The 18,885-nt window shown below is 67.3% G+C and carries 16 protein-coding genes; 8 read left to right on the top strand and 8 right to left on the bottom strand.

What is annotated here, in order from left to right:
• Nucleotides 1-46: 46 nt before the first annotated feature.
• Both AC06FB_RS15595 and metK read right to left on the bottom strand, forming a co-directional pair.
• A complete protein-coding gene (locus tag AC06FB_RS15595; protein ID WP_053516435.1) occupies nt 47-553 on the bottom strand; it encodes an acyl-CoA thioesterase in 507 nt (168 codons plus the stop codon).
• Nucleotides 554-693: 140 nt separating this feature from the next.
• On the bottom strand, nt 694-1,905 hold the full coding sequence (gene metK, locus AC06FB_RS15590; protein ID WP_053516433.1) for a methionine adenosyltransferase: 1,212 nt from the start codon (nt 1,903-1,905) through the stop codon (nt 694-696).
• 337 nt (nt 1,906-2,242) lie between these two features.
• On the opposite strand from metK, the gene olsF reads away from it, so the two are divergent.
• The 3 genes from olsF (at nt 2,243) to AC06FB_RS15575 (ending at nt 5,893) form a co-directional block, all read left to right on the top strand.
• On the top strand, nt 2,243-3,952 hold the full coding sequence (olsF, locus tag AC06FB_RS15585) for a bifunctional ornithine lipid synthase OlsF (RefSeq protein WP_340045051.1): 1,710 nt from the start codon (nt 2,243-2,245) through the stop codon (nt 3,950-3,952).
• On the top strand, nt 3,949-4,752 hold the full coding sequence (locus AC06FB_RS15580; protein ID WP_053516431.1) for a UDP-2,3-diacylglucosamine diphosphatase: 804 nt from the start codon (nt 3,949-3,951) through the stop codon (nt 4,750-4,752). Before olsF ends, AC06FB_RS15580 begins: the two co-directional genes overlap by 4 nt.
• A gap of 64 nt (nt 4,753-4,816) precedes the next feature.
• On the top strand, nt 4,817-5,893 hold the full coding sequence (locus AC06FB_RS15575; RefSeq protein ID WP_053516430.1) for a metal-dependent hydrolase: 1,077 nt from the start codon (nt 4,817-4,819) through the stop codon (nt 5,891-5,893).
• A gap of 27 nt (nt 5,894-5,920) precedes the next feature.
• Here the strand turns inward: AC06FB_RS15575 and AC06FB_RS15570 are convergent, their stop codons facing one another.
• From AC06FB_RS15570 to AC06FB_RS15545, 6 genes are all read right to left on the bottom strand, one after another.
• Nucleotides 5,921-6,925: a glycosyltransferase gene (locus AC06FB_RS15570; RefSeq protein ID WP_346475611.1), complete on the bottom strand. Its 1,005-nt coding sequence runs from the start codon at nt 6,923-6,925 to the stop codon at nt 5,921-5,923.
• An 11-nt stretch (nt 6,926-6,936) separates the two neighbouring features.
• Nucleotides 6,937-8,796 carry a DUF7657 domain-containing protein gene (locus AC06FB_RS15565; protein ID WP_346475610.1) on the bottom strand — a complete coding sequence of 620 codons (1,860 nt, stop codon included), beginning with the start codon at nt 8,794-8,796 and terminating at the stop codon, nt 6,937-6,939.
• A gap of 163 nt (nt 8,797-8,959) precedes the next feature.
• Nucleotides 8,960-9,787: a methyltransferase domain-containing protein gene (locus AC06FB_RS15560; protein ID WP_053516428.1), complete on the bottom strand. Its 828-nt coding sequence runs from the start codon at nt 9,785-9,787 to the stop codon at nt 8,960-8,962.
• Nucleotides 9,788-9,838: 51 nt separating this feature from the next.
• Entirely contained in the window at nt 9,839-10,834 is a 996-nt protein-coding gene (dusB, locus tag AC06FB_RS15555; RefSeq protein WP_053516426.1) for a tRNA dihydrouridine synthase DusB, read from the bottom strand.
• Nucleotides 10,835-11,074: 240 nt separating this feature from the next.
• Nucleotides 11,075-12,040, bottom strand: a complete 966-nt coding sequence (locus AC06FB_RS15550; RefSeq protein WP_053516425.1) for a ribokinase — start codon at nt 12,038-12,040, stop codon at nt 11,075-11,077.
• Between the two features lie 25 nt (nt 12,041-12,065).
• Nucleotides 12,066-13,364, bottom strand: coding sequence for a NupC/NupG family nucleoside CNT transporter (locus AC06FB_RS15545; RefSeq protein ID WP_053516424.1), 1,299 nt, complete (start codon nt 13,362-13,364; stop codon nt 12,066-12,068).
• 192 nt (nt 13,365-13,556) lie between these two features.
• Here AC06FB_RS15545 and AC06FB_RS15540 point away from each other — a divergent pair, with 192 nt between their 5' ends.
• The 5 genes from AC06FB_RS15540 to AC06FB_RS15520 all read left to right on the top strand — a co-directional run bounded on the left by AC06FB_RS15540 (nt 13,557) and on the right by AC06FB_RS15520 (nt 18,860).
• Nucleotides 13,557-14,528, top strand: a complete 972-nt coding sequence (locus AC06FB_RS15540) for a potassium channel beta subunit family protein (RefSeq protein ID WP_053516475.1) — start codon at nt 13,557-13,559, stop codon at nt 14,526-14,528.
• Nucleotides 14,529-14,718: 190 nt separating this feature from the next.
• Nucleotides 14,719-14,913, top strand: a complete 195-nt coding sequence (hemP, locus tag AC06FB_RS15535) for a hemin uptake protein HemP (RefSeq protein ID WP_005412278.1) — start codon at nt 14,719-14,721, stop codon at nt 14,911-14,913.
• A 150-nt stretch (nt 14,914-15,063) separates the two neighbouring features.
• Nucleotides 15,064-17,256 (top strand): TonB-dependent hemoglobin/transferrin/lactoferrin family receptor, encoded by a 2,193-nt coding sequence (locus AC06FB_RS15530; RefSeq protein ID WP_478053870.1) that lies wholly within the window; start codon nt 15,064-15,066, stop codon nt 17,254-17,256.
• Between the two features lie 4 nt (nt 17,257-17,260).
• Entirely contained in the window at nt 17,261-17,860 is a 600-nt protein-coding gene (locus AC06FB_RS15525; RefSeq protein WP_065175798.1) for a ChuX/HutX family heme-like substrate-binding protein, read from the top strand.
• A gap of 73 nt (nt 17,861-17,933) precedes the next feature.
• Nucleotides 17,934-18,860 (top strand): DUF6607 family protein, encoded by a 927-nt coding sequence (locus AC06FB_RS15520; RefSeq protein ID WP_253119377.1) that lies wholly within the window; start codon nt 17,934-17,936, stop codon nt 18,858-18,860.
• Nucleotides 18,861-18,885 lie beyond the last annotated feature (25 nt).

Raw genomic sequence — 18,885 nt, 5'->3', positions numbered from 1 at the left:
CCGGCGCTACCCGCCTCGGTGGGTGCGGGGCTTGCCCCGCACGCTCTCACTCTTCAGGCGAAGGCGGATTGGACGCCAGCAGTTCCAGGTGCCGTTGCTCCATTTCCTGCCGCAGCTGGCGCCGGATCAGCGCGGCGGCCTGCCGGCGCTTCTCGTCCGAACTGGCGGGCTGCAGCGGGGGGACAGGCGTTGGCCGCCCCTCTTCGTCCACCGCCACCATGGTGAAGAAACAGCTGTTGGCGTGGCGCACGCTGCGCTTGAGGATGTCCTCGGCCACCACCTTGATGCCGATCTCCATCGACGAGGTGCCGGTGTAGTTCACCGAGGCCAGGAACGTCACCAGTTCGCCCACCGCGATCGGTTGGCGGAACATCACCTGGTCCACCGACAGGGTGACCACGTAGCTGCCGGCGTAGCGGCTGGCACAGGCGTAGGCAACCTGGTCGAGCAGGCGCAGGATGGCGCCGCCGTGGACCTTGCCGGAGAAGTTGGCCATCTCCGGCGACATCAGCACGGTCATGGACAGCTGGTGGGTTTTGAGTTCGGTCGACATGCACCGATTGTATCGGCGTGGCGCAGCTCGTGTAGAGCCGAGCCCGTGCTCGGCTGCTCTCGGCGCAGGCAAAAGAAAGCCGAGCATGGGCTCGGCTCTACAGAAAGCAGAAGGGCCGCTTGCGCGGCCCTTCGTCTGTCTTACTTCAGCTTCGCATCGGCGCGCAGGGCGGCGGCACGATCGGTCTTCTCCCAGGAGAAGGCCGTGGCGTTGACCGTCTCGCCGGCACCGTTGAGGTAGCTGAACTCCTTCGGCTTGCGGCCGAAGTGGCCGTAGGCCGCAGTCTGCTGGTACATCGGGTGGATCAGGTCCAGCATCTTGATGATGCCGTACGGGCGCAGGTCGAAGTGCTTGCGGATCAGCTTCTCGATCTTGTCGTCGCTGATTTTGCCGGTGCCGAAGGTGGTGACCGAGATCGAGGTCGGCTCGGCCACGCCGATGGCGTAGGAGACCTGCACTTCGCAGCGGTCGGCCAGGCCGGCGGCGACCACGTTCTTGGCGACGTAGCGGGCAGCGTAGGCGGCCGAGCGGTCAACCTTGGACGGATCCTTGCCGGAGAACGCGCCGCCACCGTGACGGGCCCAGCCGCCGTAGGTGTCGACGATGATCTTGCGGCCGGTCAGGCCGCAGTCGCCCACCGGGCCGCCGATCTCGAACTTGCCGGTCGGGTTGATGTGGAACTTGGTGCCCTTGTGCAGCCACTTGGCCGGCAGCACCGGCTTGATGATCTCTTCGCGGACGGCCTCGATCAGGTCCTTCTGCTTGATGCCCGGGGCGTGCTGGGTGGACAGCACCACCGCGTCGATGGCGGCCACTTCGCCGTTCTCGTAGCGCAGAGTGACCTGGCTCTTGGCGTCCGGGCGCAGCCACGACAGCGGCGAGTTCTTCTTCTTGCGGATCTTGGCCTGCTGCTCGACCAGGCGGTGCGACAGGTGGATCGCGGCCGGCATGTAGCTGTCGGTCTCGTTGGTGGCATAGCCGAACATCAGGCCCTGGTCGCCCGCGCCCATTTCTTCCGGCTTCTTGCGGTCCACGCCCTGGGCGATGTGCGGCGACTGCTTGCCGATCAGGTTCAGCACGCCGCAGGTGGCGCCGTCGAAGCCGACGTCGGAGCTGTCATAGCCGATGTCCAGGATGACCTTGCGGGTCAGCGCTTCGAGGTCGATCCAGGCGCTGGTGGTGATCTCACCGGCAACAATGGCCACACCGGTCTTGACCATGGTCTCGCAGGCCACGCGGGCGCGCTGGTCCTGGGTCAGGATCGCGTCCAGCACCGCGTCGGAGATCTGGTCGGCAATCTTGTCCGGATGGCCTTCGGAGACCGATTCGGAGGTGAACAGGTAGCTGGACATCAGGCTTAATATCCCTTGATTCGGATGGAAAGATGGGCGCGCATCATACACGGGGTGCGCCGCCTGTGCATTGTGAACCCGTACGGGTTGCCGGTGGTTAAGGTGACGTGCCCTCTGGCACAAGGCCTGGCGGGCGTCTGCAGGACACGGTGCGCAGGCAGTGTTCCACTGGCGTGACCATTGCCGCAAGGCCGTGTTGCGGGGGGGGAAGGGGCGGTTCCGGCGTTGCCGGAGCGGGACCGGCCGTCATCGTTCTGCCCCGAAACCGCCATCTGCCTGCCGCGTGCCAGGCGCAGGCTGTCGGCCAATCCGGCCGCCGGGTATCAGTGAGCACGCCATGCAGGAACTCGAACAGCGTCTGCAGCAACGCTTTCCGGAGTGGTTCCATGGCCGCCGCGGCCAGCTCGCGCGACCACTGCTGCGCAGTGTCGGTCGCTGGTCGCGGCTGGACCGGGTGGAGGACTTCCTGCGGCGCAACGCGGACGTGCGCGGATTCGGCTTCGTGGCCGCCGGACTGGAGTTCCTGGACGGCCAGTACCAGGTGGATCCGGCAGCCCTGGCCCGCATTCCGGTCACGGGCCGTCTGCTGATCGTGGCCAATCATCCTTCCGGTGCACTCGACGCGCTGGCGCTGCTGGACGCGGTCGGCCGCATCCGCCGCGATGTGCGGATCGTGGCCAACGATCTGCTGGGCGCCATCGGCCCGCTGCAGGACCTGCTGCTGCCGGTCCGCATCCTCGGCGGCAAGGTCCAGCGCGGCAGCCTGCAGGCGGTGGAGCAGGCGCTGGCCGCCGAGCAGTGCGTGATCGTGTTTCCGGCCGGCGAGGTATCCCGGCTGTCGTTGCGTGGCATCCGTGATGGTCGCTGGCAGCGCGGGTTCGTCAGGTTCGCCCGGGCCGCCGGCGCCCCGGTGTTGCCGGTTAGGGTGGAGGCACGCAATTCGGCCCTGTTCTACGGCGCCTCGACCCTGTTCAAGCCAGCCGGCACCGCGCTGCTGGCGCGTGAGATGTTCGCGCGGCGTGGTCGGCCGCTGCGGTTGCGCATCGGTGAACCGATGCAGCTGGGACAGGGCGACCCGGGCGAGCAGCTGCTGGCGGTACGGCGCGCGGTGTATGCGCTGGGGCGCGACCTGCGCCCCGGCGAGACTGCCAGCGCCGGCCCCGAACCACTGGCCGCACCGGTGCCGCCGTCGCAGGTGGCGGCCGCCATCGCTGGCGCTGTCCGGCTCGGACAGACCGCCGACGGCAAGCAGATCCTGCTGGCCAGTTGCAGCGCCGACTCGCCGCTGCTGCTGGAACTGGGACGCCTGCGCGAGCTGACGTTCCGCCAGGTGGGCGAGGGTACCGGCCACAGCCGCGACCTGGACGCCTTCGATCCGCAGTACGAGCACATCGTGATCTGGGACGCTGCCGCGCAGCGCATCGCGGGCGCGTACCGCATCATGCGGGGCGCGCACGCGCTGGCCCGGCGCGGGCTGGCAGGGCTCTACAGCGCGTCGCTGTTCCGCTATTCCGACGATGCCATCACCCATATCGCCGAGGGGCTGGAGCTGGGCCGCAGCTTCGTGGTGCCCGATTACTGGGGCAGCCGCAGCCTGGACTACCTGTGGCAGGGAATCGGCGCCTACCTGCAGTGCCGGCCCGGCATCCGCTACCTGTTCGGTGCGGTATCGATCAGTGCGGCGCTGCCGCGCGATGCGCGCGAGCAACTGGTGGCCTACTACCAGCGCTACTACGGCGGCATCGCCGGCCTGGCCGAGTCGAACCGGCCCTTCCAGTACTTCGCGGCACCGCCCAGTTTCGGTGAACTGGATGCGGGCGCAGCCTTCGACGTCCTGAAGGCCAACCTGGCCGCACTCGGGACCGGCGTGCCGACCCTGTACCGCCAGTACACCGACCTGTGCGAGCCCGGTGGCGCGCGCTTCCTTGCGTTCGGTGTCGACCCGGCGTTCAGCGACTCGATCGACGGTCTGATCGAGGTGGACCTGTGCGCGATCCGACCACACAAGCGCAAGCGCTACCTGCGTGATGCCGGAGCGCAGGCATGAGCGCGCTGGCGACGTTGTCGCCACACCGTCGCGCCGTGTTCGTCTCCGACGTGCATCTGGGGTCGCGCCATTGCCATGCGGCCGAACTGGCCGTGTTTCTCACCCAGCTGCGCTGTGAACGGTTGTACCTGGTCGGTGACATCATCGACCTGTGGTGGATGGCGCATCATCGCGCCAACTGGCGGCAGTCGCACAGCGACGTCATCCAGGCGCTGCATGCACTGCGTCGCAACGGTACCGAGATCATCTACATCCCCGGCAATCACGATGCCTCGCTGCGCCATGTCTGCGGGTTGATGCTGCCGGCGATGCAGGTGCGCCGTCGTGCGATTCATGTGACCGCCGATGGGCGACGGTTGCTGGTCGCCCATGGCGACGACTACGACGGTGTCACCCATTTCGGCGGCCTGCAGGAAAAGTTCGGCGACTGGCTGTACTACCGCATCCTGACCGGCAACCAGGCGCTCAACGCGGTACGCCGCCGGCTGGGCATGCGCTACTGGTCGCTGTCGGAATTCCTCAAGAAGCGCAGTGGTGCGGCCGAGCGCTACATCGAGCGCTTCGTGCAGGCCGGGCTGGACGACGTGCGCCGGCGCGGCCTGGACGGCATCATCTGCGGGCACATCCACCGTGCGGCGCTGGTCGAGCGCGACGGCCTGGTCTATGCCAACGACGGCGACTGGGTGGAGAGCCTGACCGCGCTGGCCGAAGATCATGACGGCGCGCTGCGCCTGCTCGATCACCATGGGCGGACGCTGGTGGAGCTGCCCGGCGCAGCCCGGCGCGCGGCGGCTGCCTGAGCCCAGCGACACCGGCCACCGTCCGGGCTCTGCTGTCGCCCGGCAAAGCCGTTAGCATCGGGCCATGGATTCCTTGACCCAGATCGTTCTCGGCGGCGCCGTAGCCGCTGCCATCGCCCCGCCCGGACATCGCCGCGCGGCCCTGCTGGCCGGTGCCGCACTTGGCACCCTGCCGGATCTGGATGCCTTGTGGCTGGGCTTCACTGCCGAGGATCCCGTAGCGGTGATGGTCGACCACCGCAGCTTCAGCCATTCGCTGCTGGTGTTGCCCTGGGTGGCGGCGTTGATCTGGTGGCTGTTCAAGCGCTACGGCCGGGGGCGGGTGGCGCAGTCGCCGCTGCGCTGGTTCTGGGCCATCCAGCTGGCGCTGGTCACCCATCCGCTGCTGGATGCGTTCACCGTCTACGGGACCCAGCTGTGGTGGCCACTGCGGCCACACCCGACCATGGGATCGAGTGTTTTCATCATCGACCCGGCGTACACGGTATGGCTGCTGCTGGGCTGCGTGGTGGCGTGGTTCGGGCGCGCGCGGCCGTGGGCCGGCAAGGTGCTCGGGCTCGCCCTGGTGCTCAGTACCGGCTACCTGGGATGGGGCCTGCTGGCCAAGGCTCAGGTCGACCGTGCCGCCCAGCAGAGCCTTGCGGCCATGGGGCTGGGCGATGCACCACGATTCTCGGTGCCGATGCCGTTCAACACCCTGCTGTGGCGGGTGGTGGCGATGACCCCGAACGGTTACGTGGTCGGCGATCGCTCGCTGGTGGCCGACCGCGGCCCGATGCAGTTCGAAGGCCACCCGTCCAATGTGCAGGCCCTGCGTGAAGCGCAGTCGATTCCGGCGGTTCAACGCCTGCAGTGGTTCAACCGTGGCTTCATGCGTGCGCAGATAGTGGACGGAATGCTGGTGCTGAGTGATCTGCGCATGGGCCTGGAGCCGGATTACACCTTCAACTTCGCGGTAGCACGGCAGGTCGATGGGCGCTGGCAGGCGATCGTGCCCGAGCAGCGGCGCACGGATTACAGCAGCCCAGCGGCGCGCGCCGATGTCGGCGTCAGGCTGGCCGCGATGTGGCAGCGGATCTGGCATGCGCCGGCAGCGACGGGCGCCACCGGCGGGAGTGCCCCGGTGCACGCGGGCGATTGATCGGCAGGCGGGGATGCTGTGCCGGCGTCAGGCCGGCGGTGCTGTGCGGTTGAGCTGGATCGAGCGATGCAGGACCTGGCGCGGCGCATTGGCGATGTCGAAGCCGACGAATGCCAGCAGGAACTGCAGACCTGAAATCAGCGAAACCATGACGATCATGAGCGTACCGACCGGCGTCGCAACCTCCGCCGATGCCGATGCGATCCAGTGGTACGCGCCGAACACGCCACCGAAGGCAAGCAGTCCCAGCCCGGCGATCAGCTCCAGCGAGGCGATGGTCAGGTCGCGCAGGAAATAGTTGTAGCCGACACGCTTGAGCGTGTTGCGCACGTGCTTGAAGGCGAACTCGCCCAGTACCCGGCTGATGCGCAGGTTGCTGGTCTCGTCGGCATAGCGCGCGTCCATCGCCACGTCCTGCACCACGGCACGCACCGTGTTGAGGCGGAACAGCATGTCGGTCTCGAAGAAGTAACGGTCGCTGATCGCATCAAGGGGCAGGTGGCTGGCAACGCGGGCGTGGATGGCGGTGTAGCCGTTGGTCGGGTCGAACACCTGCCAGTAGCCGGAAGACGCCTTGCTCATGAACGACAGCGCGAGGTTGCCGATCCGCCGCAACAGCGGCATGCGACGGATGTGGCTGAGGTTCCAGAAGCGGTTGCCCTTGGTGTAGTCGGCGTTGCCCTCGGCGATGGGAGCGACGAAGTCCATCAGCAGTGCGGGATCCATCTGGCCGTCGCCATCAACCTTCACCAGGATGTCCATGCCCTCGGCGATGGCCGCGCGGTAGCCGGTCTTGATTGCACCACCGACGCCGCGGTTCTGCGCATGGAACAGCACCCTGACCCGGGGATCGCGCGTGCTGTCCTGGACCATCCGGCCGCTGCCATCCGGGCAGGCATCATCAACGCAGTAGATGGCGGTGACCGCATCGTCGATCGCTGCGAGCACGCCGAGCACGTGGCGGGTCACCCGGTAGCAGGGAATGATGACGGCGATCTTCGGTGGCGTGGCCGGGCGCGCGTAGGCGTTCATCTGCATCGTCCTCAGGGCTGCGGCGGTGCCGGCGGCTGCGCGGGCGCGGACAGCATCGCGGCTGCGGGCACTTCCACCAGGTCGGCGTACATCGAACGGGGTTCGGCGACGTCGCTGACCATCACATGGTGATAGCGGTTGAACGTGGTGTTGAAGCGGTCTTCGGGCATGTCCGGGAAGCGCGCGCGGAAGTACGCCAGCTGCGGGAAATACAGCGTGTGGTTGACTGCCGGGATACCGACGCCGGACAGCAGCGCACCGTAGCGCCCTTCCACCACCAACGCTCCGTCCGCAGCCTGCCGTGCACCGCGCGCCTGCATCGACGCCAGCACGGCGCTGCGGTCCATGTCGAAGATCGGCCGGGCCGACTGCACCGGATTGAACAGCCCGTTGGTCAGCACGTTGCCGAGCGCGGCCACCGCCAGCACCAGCGCCACCGGATGCGCGGCGAGCCGCGGGCGGCGTGCGGCGAAGGCCAGCACGCCCACGCACAGCAGTGGCCATGCATCGGCCGTGGCATGCAGCCGGCTGAAACTGCCCTGGCCGAAGGCGAACTTGAGCAGGCATCCCGCCAGCAGCAGGGCCGCGAGCAGCAGCAGGCGGCCGCGTCCCAGGCGCACCCCGCCGCGCACCAGCACGATCGCGCAGCCGATGTTCAGCAGCAGGCCCAATGCCAGCAACGCACGGGTGGGCGGCACCATCGACAGTCCGGTCAGCTGGCCGATCCGCAGCGGCACCGGCAGGAAGATCCAGCAGGCGACCAGCGCGATGCCGGCGGCCAGCACCGCCAGCGACAGCCGGTGGCCGCGCGCCCAGCGCAGCACCTGCGTCCAGTCGGCGAGGACGGAGGTGAACAGCGGCAGCAGGCTGCTGAACACTGCGATCTCGCAGGCGTTGGACGGCTCGAACGCAGGCAGCGGATAGAACCCGCGCGTCATCAGGTTGGGGAACCCGTGGGTGAGCAGCGCGACCGGGCTGACCCCGCCGCCGGCGCTCTCGCGCTGGCCGGGATAGACGGTGTTGCGGACGATCTCGATCGCTTCGTGGAAATAGCCCAGGAACGCCAGCAACGCCAGGCCGCCGGCGACCGCCGCGTCGAGCAGGCGTGCCACTGTCAACGCATCGCGGCGGAAGGCCAGCACCAGCACGCCCATGGCCAGCAGCGCTGAAATGATGAAGGGCGGATAGGCCACGGCCAGCAGCCAGACCACCAGTGCGTAGGCGCTGGCGAGGATGCGCAGCCAGCGGTTGTCGATCCGCAGCCAGGCCACGGCTACCCACGGGGCCAGCGCGAACGCGCCCCAGTTGGTCGTCCACCACACCTGCACGTAGGGCGAGAAGTACAGGGTCAGCGCGACCAGCACGGCCGCCAGCGGCGGAACCCGCAGTTGGCGCAGGAACAGCGCCCAGCCGCACAGGAACGCCATCGCCATGAACATGAAGAAGAACGAGTAGGCGTTGGCCGGTGGCAGGATGAAGAAGGCCCAGTGGTACGGCTTGAACAGCAGGCCCCAGTCCAGCAGCGGAAGCGCCTGGAACGAGCGCAGCGTCTCGTGGTACGGCGAAAACGCGTTGGTCGCGCCGAAGTCATTGGCCACCGCGATCTGCACGTAAGGGGTGTAGACCATCCACTCGTCCATGCGGATGCCCCGCGCCTTTCCGAGCAGGGGCTCGATCGGCGCCAGCCCAAGGTACTGGCTGGCCATCGCATACGACGAGGGCGTCAGTGCAAATGCGACATACAGCAGGCACAGCACCGCCACGATGCCCAGGCACAGACGGGCCTGGCGGGAGTCGAGGCCATCCAGCAGGCCGCCTTCCCGGGCGGCGAGGGGCAGCGTGCTACCCGGAGTCGTTGCGCGTGCTGTCATCAGGAATCCCTTCAGGCGCGGAGCTCGGTGGTCCCGTTGCCGCGTACGCGGAAGGGGCCGGGTCCAGCGCGCGCCCGTCCTCGACGCCAGCCCGCGACGATTCTAGCGGGTTGCCAGCCATGCGGCGCGTGGCACCGCCGCAGCGCAGCGGTACAGGCGCCGGTCAATACACCGTCGCGCGGCCCTGCACGAACGAGAAGAAGAACACGGCATTGGGATCGTTCTGCACCAACCGGAACTCGCGACGCATGCCCTCCACCGTATCCTCGTCCACGGTGCCGGCCTGCAGCAGCTGCTCGGCGGCCGACAGCAGCAGCTGCTCCCAGAACGCGATCATCGTCTTGCGCCGCGCCGGCTCGCGGTTGTCCAGGTGGATCGTCTTGATCTCGGTATGCACATCGCGGAAACCACCGGCCAGCAGCAGGTTGCCGAGCTTGGCGCCGACGAAGGGATCGCCGCCGTGGTCGTACTGGAAATCATTGAATGCCATCCAGTAACGCCAGATGTGCGGCGAATACGGATCGAGCAGGAACGATGCGTTCATCACTTCGGTGATGTAGACCGGCGATCCCGGTGCGAGTACGCGGCGCACTTCGCTGAGCACGCGGGCCGGCGAAGGTACATGCTCCAGCACCCAGCACAGGAATGCCGAATCGAAGCTGCGTGCCTCGAACGGCAGCTCGCCTGCATCGGCCTGCTGCAGGGTGTAGCGATCGCTGCACCACGGCGTGCGCGCGAGGTTCTCGCGGGCGGTCGCCAGCTGCGTTTCGCTCAGGTCCACGCCGGTCACGTGCAGGTCGGGGAAGCGGCGCAGCAGGATCTCGGTCTGCGCGCCGACGCCGCTGCCGACTTCCAGCAGGCGTCGTGCGCTGCCGTAGTCGATCTGGCCGAAGATGCTCGATTCCAGCAGGCGGGCCTGGGTCATCAGGCGCTGCTGTTCGGTGCCGGAGAACCCGTGCAGGTAGGTGGGGGAGGAAATCGGCGGTGTCATGGTCGCGGGCTCGTGGTGCGTCGTGCGGGGTCGACTGCGGGGCGTGCGGGGTCAGGCAGCCGACGGCAGCGCCGGTTGCCCGGCGATCAGTCGGTCGAAGTACTCGGTGGTCAGTGTGATCTGGCTCTGCGGATCTTCGGCGCGGTTGACCACGGCGCGGAACGCCGCATTCTCGGGCCGGTCCTTGGCGTACCAGCCCAGGTGCTTGCGCGCGATGCGCACGCCCTGCGGCTCGCCGTAGAAGGCATGCAGGGCGTGCAGGTGGCCGAGCAGGATATCGCGCACTTCGGCCAGTGACGGCGGGGCCAGTTCCTCACCGGTGGCCAGGTAGTGCGCCACCTCGCGGAAGATCCACGGCCGGCCCTGCGCCGCGCGACCGATCATCACTGCGTCCACGCCGGTCTGCTGCAGGACGAAGGCGGCCTTGCGCGGCGAATCGATGTCTCCATTGGCGATCACCGGAATGCGCAGCGCGGCCTTGATCTCGCCGATCGTGGCGTACTCTGCCTGGCCGGTGTAGTGCTGATCGCGGGTGCGGCCGTGCACGGCCAGGGCGGCGATGCCGCTGTCCTCGGCGATACGCGCGATCAGCGGCCCATTGCGGTGGTCGCAGTCCCAGCCGGTGCGGATCTTCAGCGTGACCGGCACATCGACCGCGTTGACCACGGCAGCAAGAATGCGCGCCACCAGCGATTCATCACGCATCAGCGCCGAACCGGCCCAGGCATTGCAGACCTTCTTGGCCGGGCAGCCCATGTTGATGTCGATGATCTGCGCACCATGGTCGACGTTGTAACGCGCCGCCTCGGCCAGCTGCTGCGGCTCGGTGCCGGCGATCTGCACGCTGATCGGTGCCGGTTCACCCTCATGGTCCATGCGGTGGATCGACTTGCGCGTGTTCCAGAAGCGCGGGTCGCTGATGGTCATCTCGGAGGCGGCCAGGCCCGCGCCCAGCCGTTTGCACAGCAGGCGGAACGGCTTGTCGGTGACGCCGGCCATGGGCGCCAGCACGACGTTGGGAGCAATGGTGTAGGGGCCGATCTGCATGCGCCCATTGTAGGCCGCAGGCGGTCACATGGCCGGGTCGGCGAGGCGCCGGTTCAGGCCGATCCGGACCGACCTCATGCCGTACGGGCATCAGCAGATGCTTGACGGTTGCTTCCGCCGCCCCCAGTGGCGGGTCATCGTGGGCGGCTGCGGCAGGGCTGCGTGCCCTGCATGGGCGCAGGCAGAAAAAGGCCCGGGCACCTGCGCGCCCGGGCCGGTTCATGCAGCTGCGGCGTGGACCTACCGGATTTCCACGTCGGCCGGGGTCAGCCGTGGCATCGCCGCTGCGGCGCCTTCCTTCTCGGTCGAGCGGCCCGCGAACTGGTTGGCGAAGCGCACATGGCGTGCGAACGGCGCCTCCGGCAGCTGGGCAAGGGAGGCGGCCAGCGCGCCGTTGAAGGCGTCGCCGGCACCGGTGGTATCGATCGCCTGCACCTGCTCGGCACCCACGCGGTAGTACGGCTGGGTGTCGCCGCGCAGGTTCTCATCGGCATGCGAAACGAACACGCCCACCGAGCCCAGGGTCACTACCACGGTACCGTTGCCGACCAGCTTGCGGCACAGCGCATGCAGGCTGGCACCATCCAGCGCGGCCACGTCGTTGGCATCCACGCGCTCGCCGACATGGCGGCCCAGCAGGGCGGCGAACTCGGTCTCGTTCGGGGTGATCACATCGGCCAGCTTGAGCAGGCCGATGGTCGAGGGGGCGTCGGCCGGTGCGGTGTTGAGCACGGTGGTGACACCGGCCTCGCGGGCGGCAGCCAGTGCCGCCTCGATGGTCTGCACCGGCGACTCCAGCTGCACCAGCACCACCCGGGCACCGGTCAGCAGCGCCTGTTGCTGCTGCAGGAAATCGGTGCTCAGGGCGGCATTGGCGCCCGGGCCGATCACGATGGTGTTGCGACCCCGTGCATCGACATAGATGCCGGCGGTGCCGGTCGGTTCGCTGCTGGCTTCGGCGATCAGCGCGAAACCGTCCTGGCCGGCGAGGTCGCGGGCGGTGGCACCGCCGGCGTCATCACCCAGGGCGCACACGAAGTGGGTGTCGGCGCCCGCGCGGCATGCGGCCACGGCCTGGTTGAAGCCCTTGCCACCGGGGCCGGTGCTGTAGCGGCCGGCAATGGTCGCGCCCGGTGCCGGCAGCGACTCGCACCGCCACACGTGATCGACATTGAAGGAACCGACGACAACGACACTGCTGCTCATAGGGAATCTTTTCTCGAACTAGGGTTCAACTGAAATGCGTCAGCACGCCGGCGATGGTCGCCGTCATGAAGGTGGCGATGGTACCGCCCAGTACCGCGCGCAGGCCGAACTTGGCCAGGTCGTGGCGACGTTCCGGGGCCAGGCCACCGATGCCGCCGATCTGGATTGCGATCGAGCTGAAGTTGGCGAAGCCGCACAGCGCATAGGTGGCGATCAGGCGACCTTCGTTGGACAGGGTCACGCCGGCGACCTGGCCGTTCACGATCTGCGACAGCTCGGTATAGGCGACGAATTCGTTGATCACGACCTTCTGTCCGATCAGCGACCCCACGGTGGTGGCGTCGGCCCACGGAGTGCCGATCACCCAGGCGATCGGTGCCAGCAGGTAGCCGAAGATGGTCGACAGGTTGGTCGGCTTGCCGATCTGTGCGGCCAGGCCGGTCACTTCGCCGAGCCAGGTCAGCGGGGCGTTCAGCAGGGCGATCAGGGCGATGAAGGCCAGCAGCATCGCGCCGATGTTCAGCGCCAGCTTCAGGCCGTCGCCGGCGCCGGCCGCCGCCGCGTCGATGATGTTGCTGGAGGTCTTCTCCACTTCCATCTTCACCGTGCCGCGGGTCAGTGGGGTGCCGGTTTCCGGGATCAGCAGCTTGGCCACCACCAGCGTGGCCGGTGCGGCCATGATGCTGGCCGCCAGCAGATGCTTGGCGTAGAACGCCTGCTGGGTCGGGTCGCCCCCGCCGAGCATGCCCACGTAGGCCGCCAGCACGCCGCCAGCGATGTGGGCCATGCCACCGATCATCATGGTCAGCAGCTCGGACTGGGTCATCTTGGCGATGTATGGGCGCACGGTCAGCGGCGCCTCGGTCTGGCCGATGAAGACGCTGGCGCAGACGCTGGTGGTTTCGGCACCGGACACGCGCATCACCTTGGTGATCGCCCACGCCATCACCCGGACGATCGCCTGCATGACGTTCAGGTGGTACATCACGCCCATCAGCGCGGAGAAGAAGATGATGGTCGGCAGCACCTGGAAGGCGAAGATGAAGCCGTAGTTCTGGACGTCCATCAGCGAGCCGAAGATGAACTTCGAGCCCTCGTTGACGAAGCTCAGGACCTTCACGAAGCCGTGGCCGAGCGCATCGAACACGTCGCGGCCGCCGGGGACCAGGATCACCAGCGCCGCAAAGGCGATCTGCAGGGTGATGCCGGTGGCGACGAGCTTCCAGTCCACCGCGCGCTTGTTGTTGGAAAACAACCAGGTGATGCCGATCAGCACCGCCAACCCGAACAGGCCGAAGCCGATCCTGCCCAAACCTTCGACCATGTGAGTGACTCCCCTGGGGCGTCGCGAAAAACGGGAAGCCTAGTGCAGGGCAGGGGCCGGGGCAAGGAAAAGCAGCGTGCGCGCGGCCATCGGCACCGATCGGGCCAGCAACGGCAAGGGGTTGCGGTCGGCACGACGGGTAGAATGGGGCTCGATTCCGGCCCGGATGCGGGCCCGCAGCAGGAGATTCGCATGCATTACCGCCGCCTGGGCTCCACCGGCCTGCCGATATCCGCCCTGTCCTTCGGCGCCTGGGTGACCTTCGGTGACCAGATTCCGCGCGACGAGGCCCGCAACCTGGTTGCTGCGGCCTGGGACCATGGCATCAACTTCTTCGACAATGCCGAGGGGTATGCCAATGGCCGCGCCGAGCAGGTGATGGGCGATGTGATCGCCGACCTGCGCCTGCCGCGCGATGGGTTCTGCGTGTCCAGCAAGGTGTTCTTCGGCAGTGCCAAGGATCCGCGACCGACCCAGCGTGGCCTGTCGCGCAAGCACGTCACCGATGCCTGCCATGCCGCGCTCAAGCGCCTGCGGGTGGACTATCTGGACCTTTATTACTGCCACCGCCCGGATCCCGACGCGCCGATCGCCGAGACCGTGCACGCGATGGATACCCTGATACGGCAGGGCAAGGTGCTCTACTGGGGCACGTCCGAGTGGTCGGCGGCACAGATCCAGCAGGCGCTGGACATTGCCGCGCGACACAACCTGCAGGGGCCATCGATGGAGCAGCCGCAGTACAACCTGCTGCACCGCGAGCGGGTGGAAACCGAGTACGCCCCGCTGTACGCGGGGGCCGGCCTGGGCACCACCATCTTCTCGCCGTTGGCGTCCGGCCTGCTCAGTGGCAAGTACGACCGTGGCATTCCGGCCGACGCCCGGCTGGGCCGCGAGGGCATGGAGTGGCTGCAGGATCTGGTTCTGGGCGCCGATGCACAGGCGCGCCTGGCCCAGGTCCGTCATTTCAGCGCGGTGGCACGCGAGCTTGGCCACGCCCCGGCCAGCGTGGCCATCGCCTGGTGCCTGCGCAATCCACAGGTGTCCAGCGTGATCCTGGGCGCCAGCCGGGTCGAGCAGCTGCTGCAGAACCTGCAGGCCCTGGAAGTGCTGGAGCAGATCGACGCCGCCGGCTGGGCCCGGATCGAAGCCGCCTTCGTCTGACCCGCAGCATTTTCCCGCCGGGTCGAGCTGTGCTCGACCCAGGGTCGCCGCCACCCACCATTCGATTCACAAGATCTATCGAATTTTGGATTTCGATCATTAATCTCATCAATCAAATTGAGAATGGTTGTTGATTGTCAACTGAGAATCATTATCATTTAACTCGTCCCTCGCACGAGTCCAGATGCTCATGAACGCTCAACCTGTACTGCTGCGCCCTGAAACACTGACCCTCCGCGATCGTCCGGTTCGCGTCGTTCCGCCGGAAGAGGTCATCGACAGCGAAGCCCTGCTCAAGGGCCGTCGTGAAATCCTGATCCAGCACGGCGATCGCTTCTATCGCCTGCGGCACACCAGCAACGACAAGCTGATCCTGACCAAGTAACGCGGCCTGGTCGCCCGCCTCCCTCCCTCCTGCCGGGCGCCGCCCGCAGGGTGGGCGACCCGTCCGCTCCTGCTCTCTCCCCCTCGGTCTACCGCGTACGCTCCGGCGTGCCGGTGGCCGGGGGTTCCCCTGCCTGACCGAACGAACCCGATGACCCGCCATACCGCCCTTTGCCTTGCTGTCTGGATGGCGCTGCCGCTGTCCGCCCACGCTGCCACCGCCGCCAGCGCCGCGCCCGATGCGCGCGAATTCGATCGCGTGCAGGTCACCGCCACGCGCACCGAGCGCGCAGTGAGTGACGTCGCCGCGACGGTGGACGTGATCGACCGTGAGCAGATGGACCGGCACCTGGTCCAGGACATCAAGGATCTGCTGCGCTACGAGCCGGGCCTGTCGGTCAGCCGCAGCGCCGCGCGCTTCGGCCTGGGCAGCATCCGTATCCGTGGCCTGGACGGCAACCGTGTGCGGGTGCAGACCGATGGCATCGCGATGCCGACCAGCTTCAACATTGGTTCGTTCTCCAACGCCAACCGCAACTTCACCGATCTGGACACGCTCAAGCGCGTGGAGATCGTGCGCGGCCCGGCCAGCTCGCTGTACGGTTCCGATGCGCTGGGCGGCGTGGTCGCCTTCGTCACCAAGGATCCGGCCGATTACCTGAAGGATGGCAAGGACAGCTACGTCGGCCTGAAGTTCGGCTACGACGGTGAATGGAAGGGCCTGCTCGGCGGTGTCACCACGGCGTTCGGCGGCGAACACTGGAGCGGCATGGTCAACATCAACCATCGCCAGGGCCAGGAAACCGACAACAAGGGTGACGTGCGCAGCAACGACAACACCCGCACCGCCCCCAACCCGCAGGACCGCGACGGTCGCAGCGGCCTGGCCAAGCTGGTCTATGCACCGAGCGAGGACCAGCGCTTCCGCCTGACCGTGGAAGGCAACGAAGACAAGACCGAGACCAACGTGCTGTCTTCGATCGACCGTAGCACCACCACCGGCATGAAGGCGCGCGACAAGCAGAACCGCACCCGCGTGTCGTTCGCGCATGAAATGGATGCGCTGGACAAAGGCTTCGCCGACAGCCTGCACTGGCAGCTGTATACCCAGCACAGCGAAACCACCCAGATCACCGATGAGGACCGTGCCAACCGCAGCCGTCGCCACCGCGAGTTCAACTTCGACCAGCGTGTGTACGGCCTGCAGGCGCAGTTCAACAAGGCCTTCAGCACCGGCAGCGTCGAGCACGCGCTGACCTATGGCTTCGAGGGTGCACGCACCGAGATCCGCCAGAAGCGCGATGGTTTCCAGGTACTGGCCAACGGCCAGACCAGCACCACCATCCTGCCCGATGCCTTCCCGGTACGCGATTTCCCGATCAGCAAGACCACCGAGCTGGGCCTGTATGCGCAGGATGAAATGCGCATGGCTGGCGGCAAGCTGTCGCTGGTGCCGGGCGTGCGCGTGGACCGCTACGAGCTGAAGCCGGAAGTGGACAACATCTTCGCCGAGGACAATCCCGGCGTGGCGGTGGCGAAGCTGACCAAGACCAGCGTCTCGCCCAAGCTTGGCATGGTCTATCGCTTCACCGACGAATGGTCGCTGTTTGCCGGTTACTCGCACGGCTTCCGCTCGCCGCCGTACAACGACGTCAATCTCGGCTTCACCAACTTCGCCTTCGGCTACACGGCCATTCCCAATCCGGACCTGAAGCCGGAAACCAGTGATGGCATGGAACTGGGCCTGCGCTTCCTGTCGCCGGCTGCCTACGTCAGCGTCAGCGGCTACTACAATGAGTACAAGGACTTCATCGAGTCGCAGTCGCTGGTCGGCACCAATGCGCAGGGCCTGATGGTGTTCCAGTCGCGCAACATCGCCGACGCCCGCATCTACGGCGCTGAACTGAAGGCCGGCGTCGACTTCGGCCAGATCAGCCCGACCCTGCAGGGCTGGGCACTGCGCAGTTCCGTGGCCTGGTCGCGCGGCGACAACAAGACCGAGGACACCCCGCTGGATTCGGTCGACCCGCTGCGCGGCACCGTCGGCCTGATGTACGACACCGATGCCTGGGGTGTCGAACTGGCCGGCACGTTCGTCAAGCGCAAGGACCGCGTCGCCTCGGCCACGGTGTACCGCCCGGCCGGCTATGGCGTGGCCGACCTGATGGCACATTGGAACTTCGCCCCGGGTGCGACCTTCAACGTAGGCGTGTTCAACCTGGGCGACAAACGCTACATCGATTGGTCCAACGTGGGTACGACGCTGTCGTCGACCAGCCGCGTGCTGGATCGCTACACCAGCCCGGGCCGCACCCTCTCCGCCAGCCTTGCCGTGTCCTGGTGACCTCATGAGCCGAGCCTTGTCCGCACGCAGGAATGACTCCATCGCCGCGCCGCACCGCGCGGCATGGCCGACCCCGGCACAGCTGGCCACGCTTGGCACCGTGTTGTGTCTCTACCACGCCGACGGCAACGAGCTTGGCGGCTGGCGCCAGGCGGTGCGCGTGCATGCCTGCCAGGGCGTGGACAGCGAGGGCCTGCGCGAAAGCCTGTGCTTCCTTGACGGCCGTGGCCGCTGCGTGTGGCGCCTGTACCTGCTGCCGGACAGCGATTTCCTGGCCTGGGACCGGTTGGTGGCCGCGCTGCCGCCGGGCCCACAGCACGACAGCGACGGCAGTGTCGGTGAACGCCTGTGGCGGCGCCTGGCCGGTCATCTCGGCGGCCAGCGTTGGCGCCTGTGTGCGCTGCGCCTGCATGCCGCCGATGACGGCCGCACCCTGGCGGCCAGCCTGTCGACGCTGTCGTCGCTGGGCGCGGCCACCGCACGCCGCATCGCGCGCCTGGAAGGCGCAGAGGGCGAGCTGGCCATCGACGACTGCTGCTGTGCCGACGCCGCGCGCCGGCCGCCACCACGGATTCCCGGCGACCAGCCGCTGATCCGCCTCTGATCTGTTCCTGATGGAACGCCCGACGGCCACGGATGGCCTCTCAACGAACCTGCAACCCCGAAGGAAGACCCCGATGAAATTCCAGACAGCCAGCGTCCTGCTGTTGCTCGCCGGCAGCGGCGTGGCCAGCGCGCAGCCCTCCGACATCGCCCGCGACCACGACAGCATCCTGGCCATGCAGGGCGAGTACACCGTGGATTTCGCCTTCGACGAAACCGTGCTGCTGAAGCCGGGCTACGAGCGCGCGCCAGCGATGCGCAGCGGCGGCAATGAAATGGTCATCGTGGTCGAGGACACCCCGAAGCGCATCGTGCTGCAACACCTGCTGCTGGACGAGAAGAGCGGCCACATCACCAAGCACTGGCGCCAGGACTGGGTCTACGAGGCCCCGAACCGCTTCGAGTTCAGTGCCGACCAGACCTGGCGGGTGCGCAGCATCCCGGCGGCGGTGAACCAGGGCGCCTGGACCCAGTGCGTGTATGAAGTGAGCGATGCACCGCGCTACTGCGGCACCGGCAAATGGACCTACACCAACAACGTGCCGAGCTGGACCAGCGACCTGAGCTGGCGCCCGCTGCCGCGCCGTGAGTACACCAAGCGCAGCGACTACAACGCGCTGGCGGTGGTCAACCGCCACACGCTCACCCCGAACGGCTGGACCCACGAGCAGTTCAACACCAAGGTGCAGCGCAACACCGACGGCAGCCAGATGGAGATCGCGCGCGAGTTCGGCTTCAACGACTACGTAAAGACCACCGAGATCGACTTCACCCCGGCGCGCGACTACTGGAAGGCCACCGCCGGCTACTGGGCCAAGGTGCGCCAGCGCTGGGACGGTTTCCTGACCCAGGCTCCGGGCGTGCACCTGAAGACCAAGCTGGATGGGATGGCGATGATCATTCCGCTGTTCACCCAGGCGCAGGACCTGCAGGACGGCAAGCAGGTGAAGGACGCGCAGATCGACGAAGTGTTCGCCAGGTACGTGGAAAAGGCCCAGTAGGGTCGAGCCATGCTCGAGGCCACAG

This window comes from Stenotrophomonas sp. Steno-C15, from assembly GCF_056393265.1.
The sequence above is the reverse complement of the archived record's forward strand: the minus strand, read 5'-3'. Positions and strand labels throughout refer to the sequence as shown.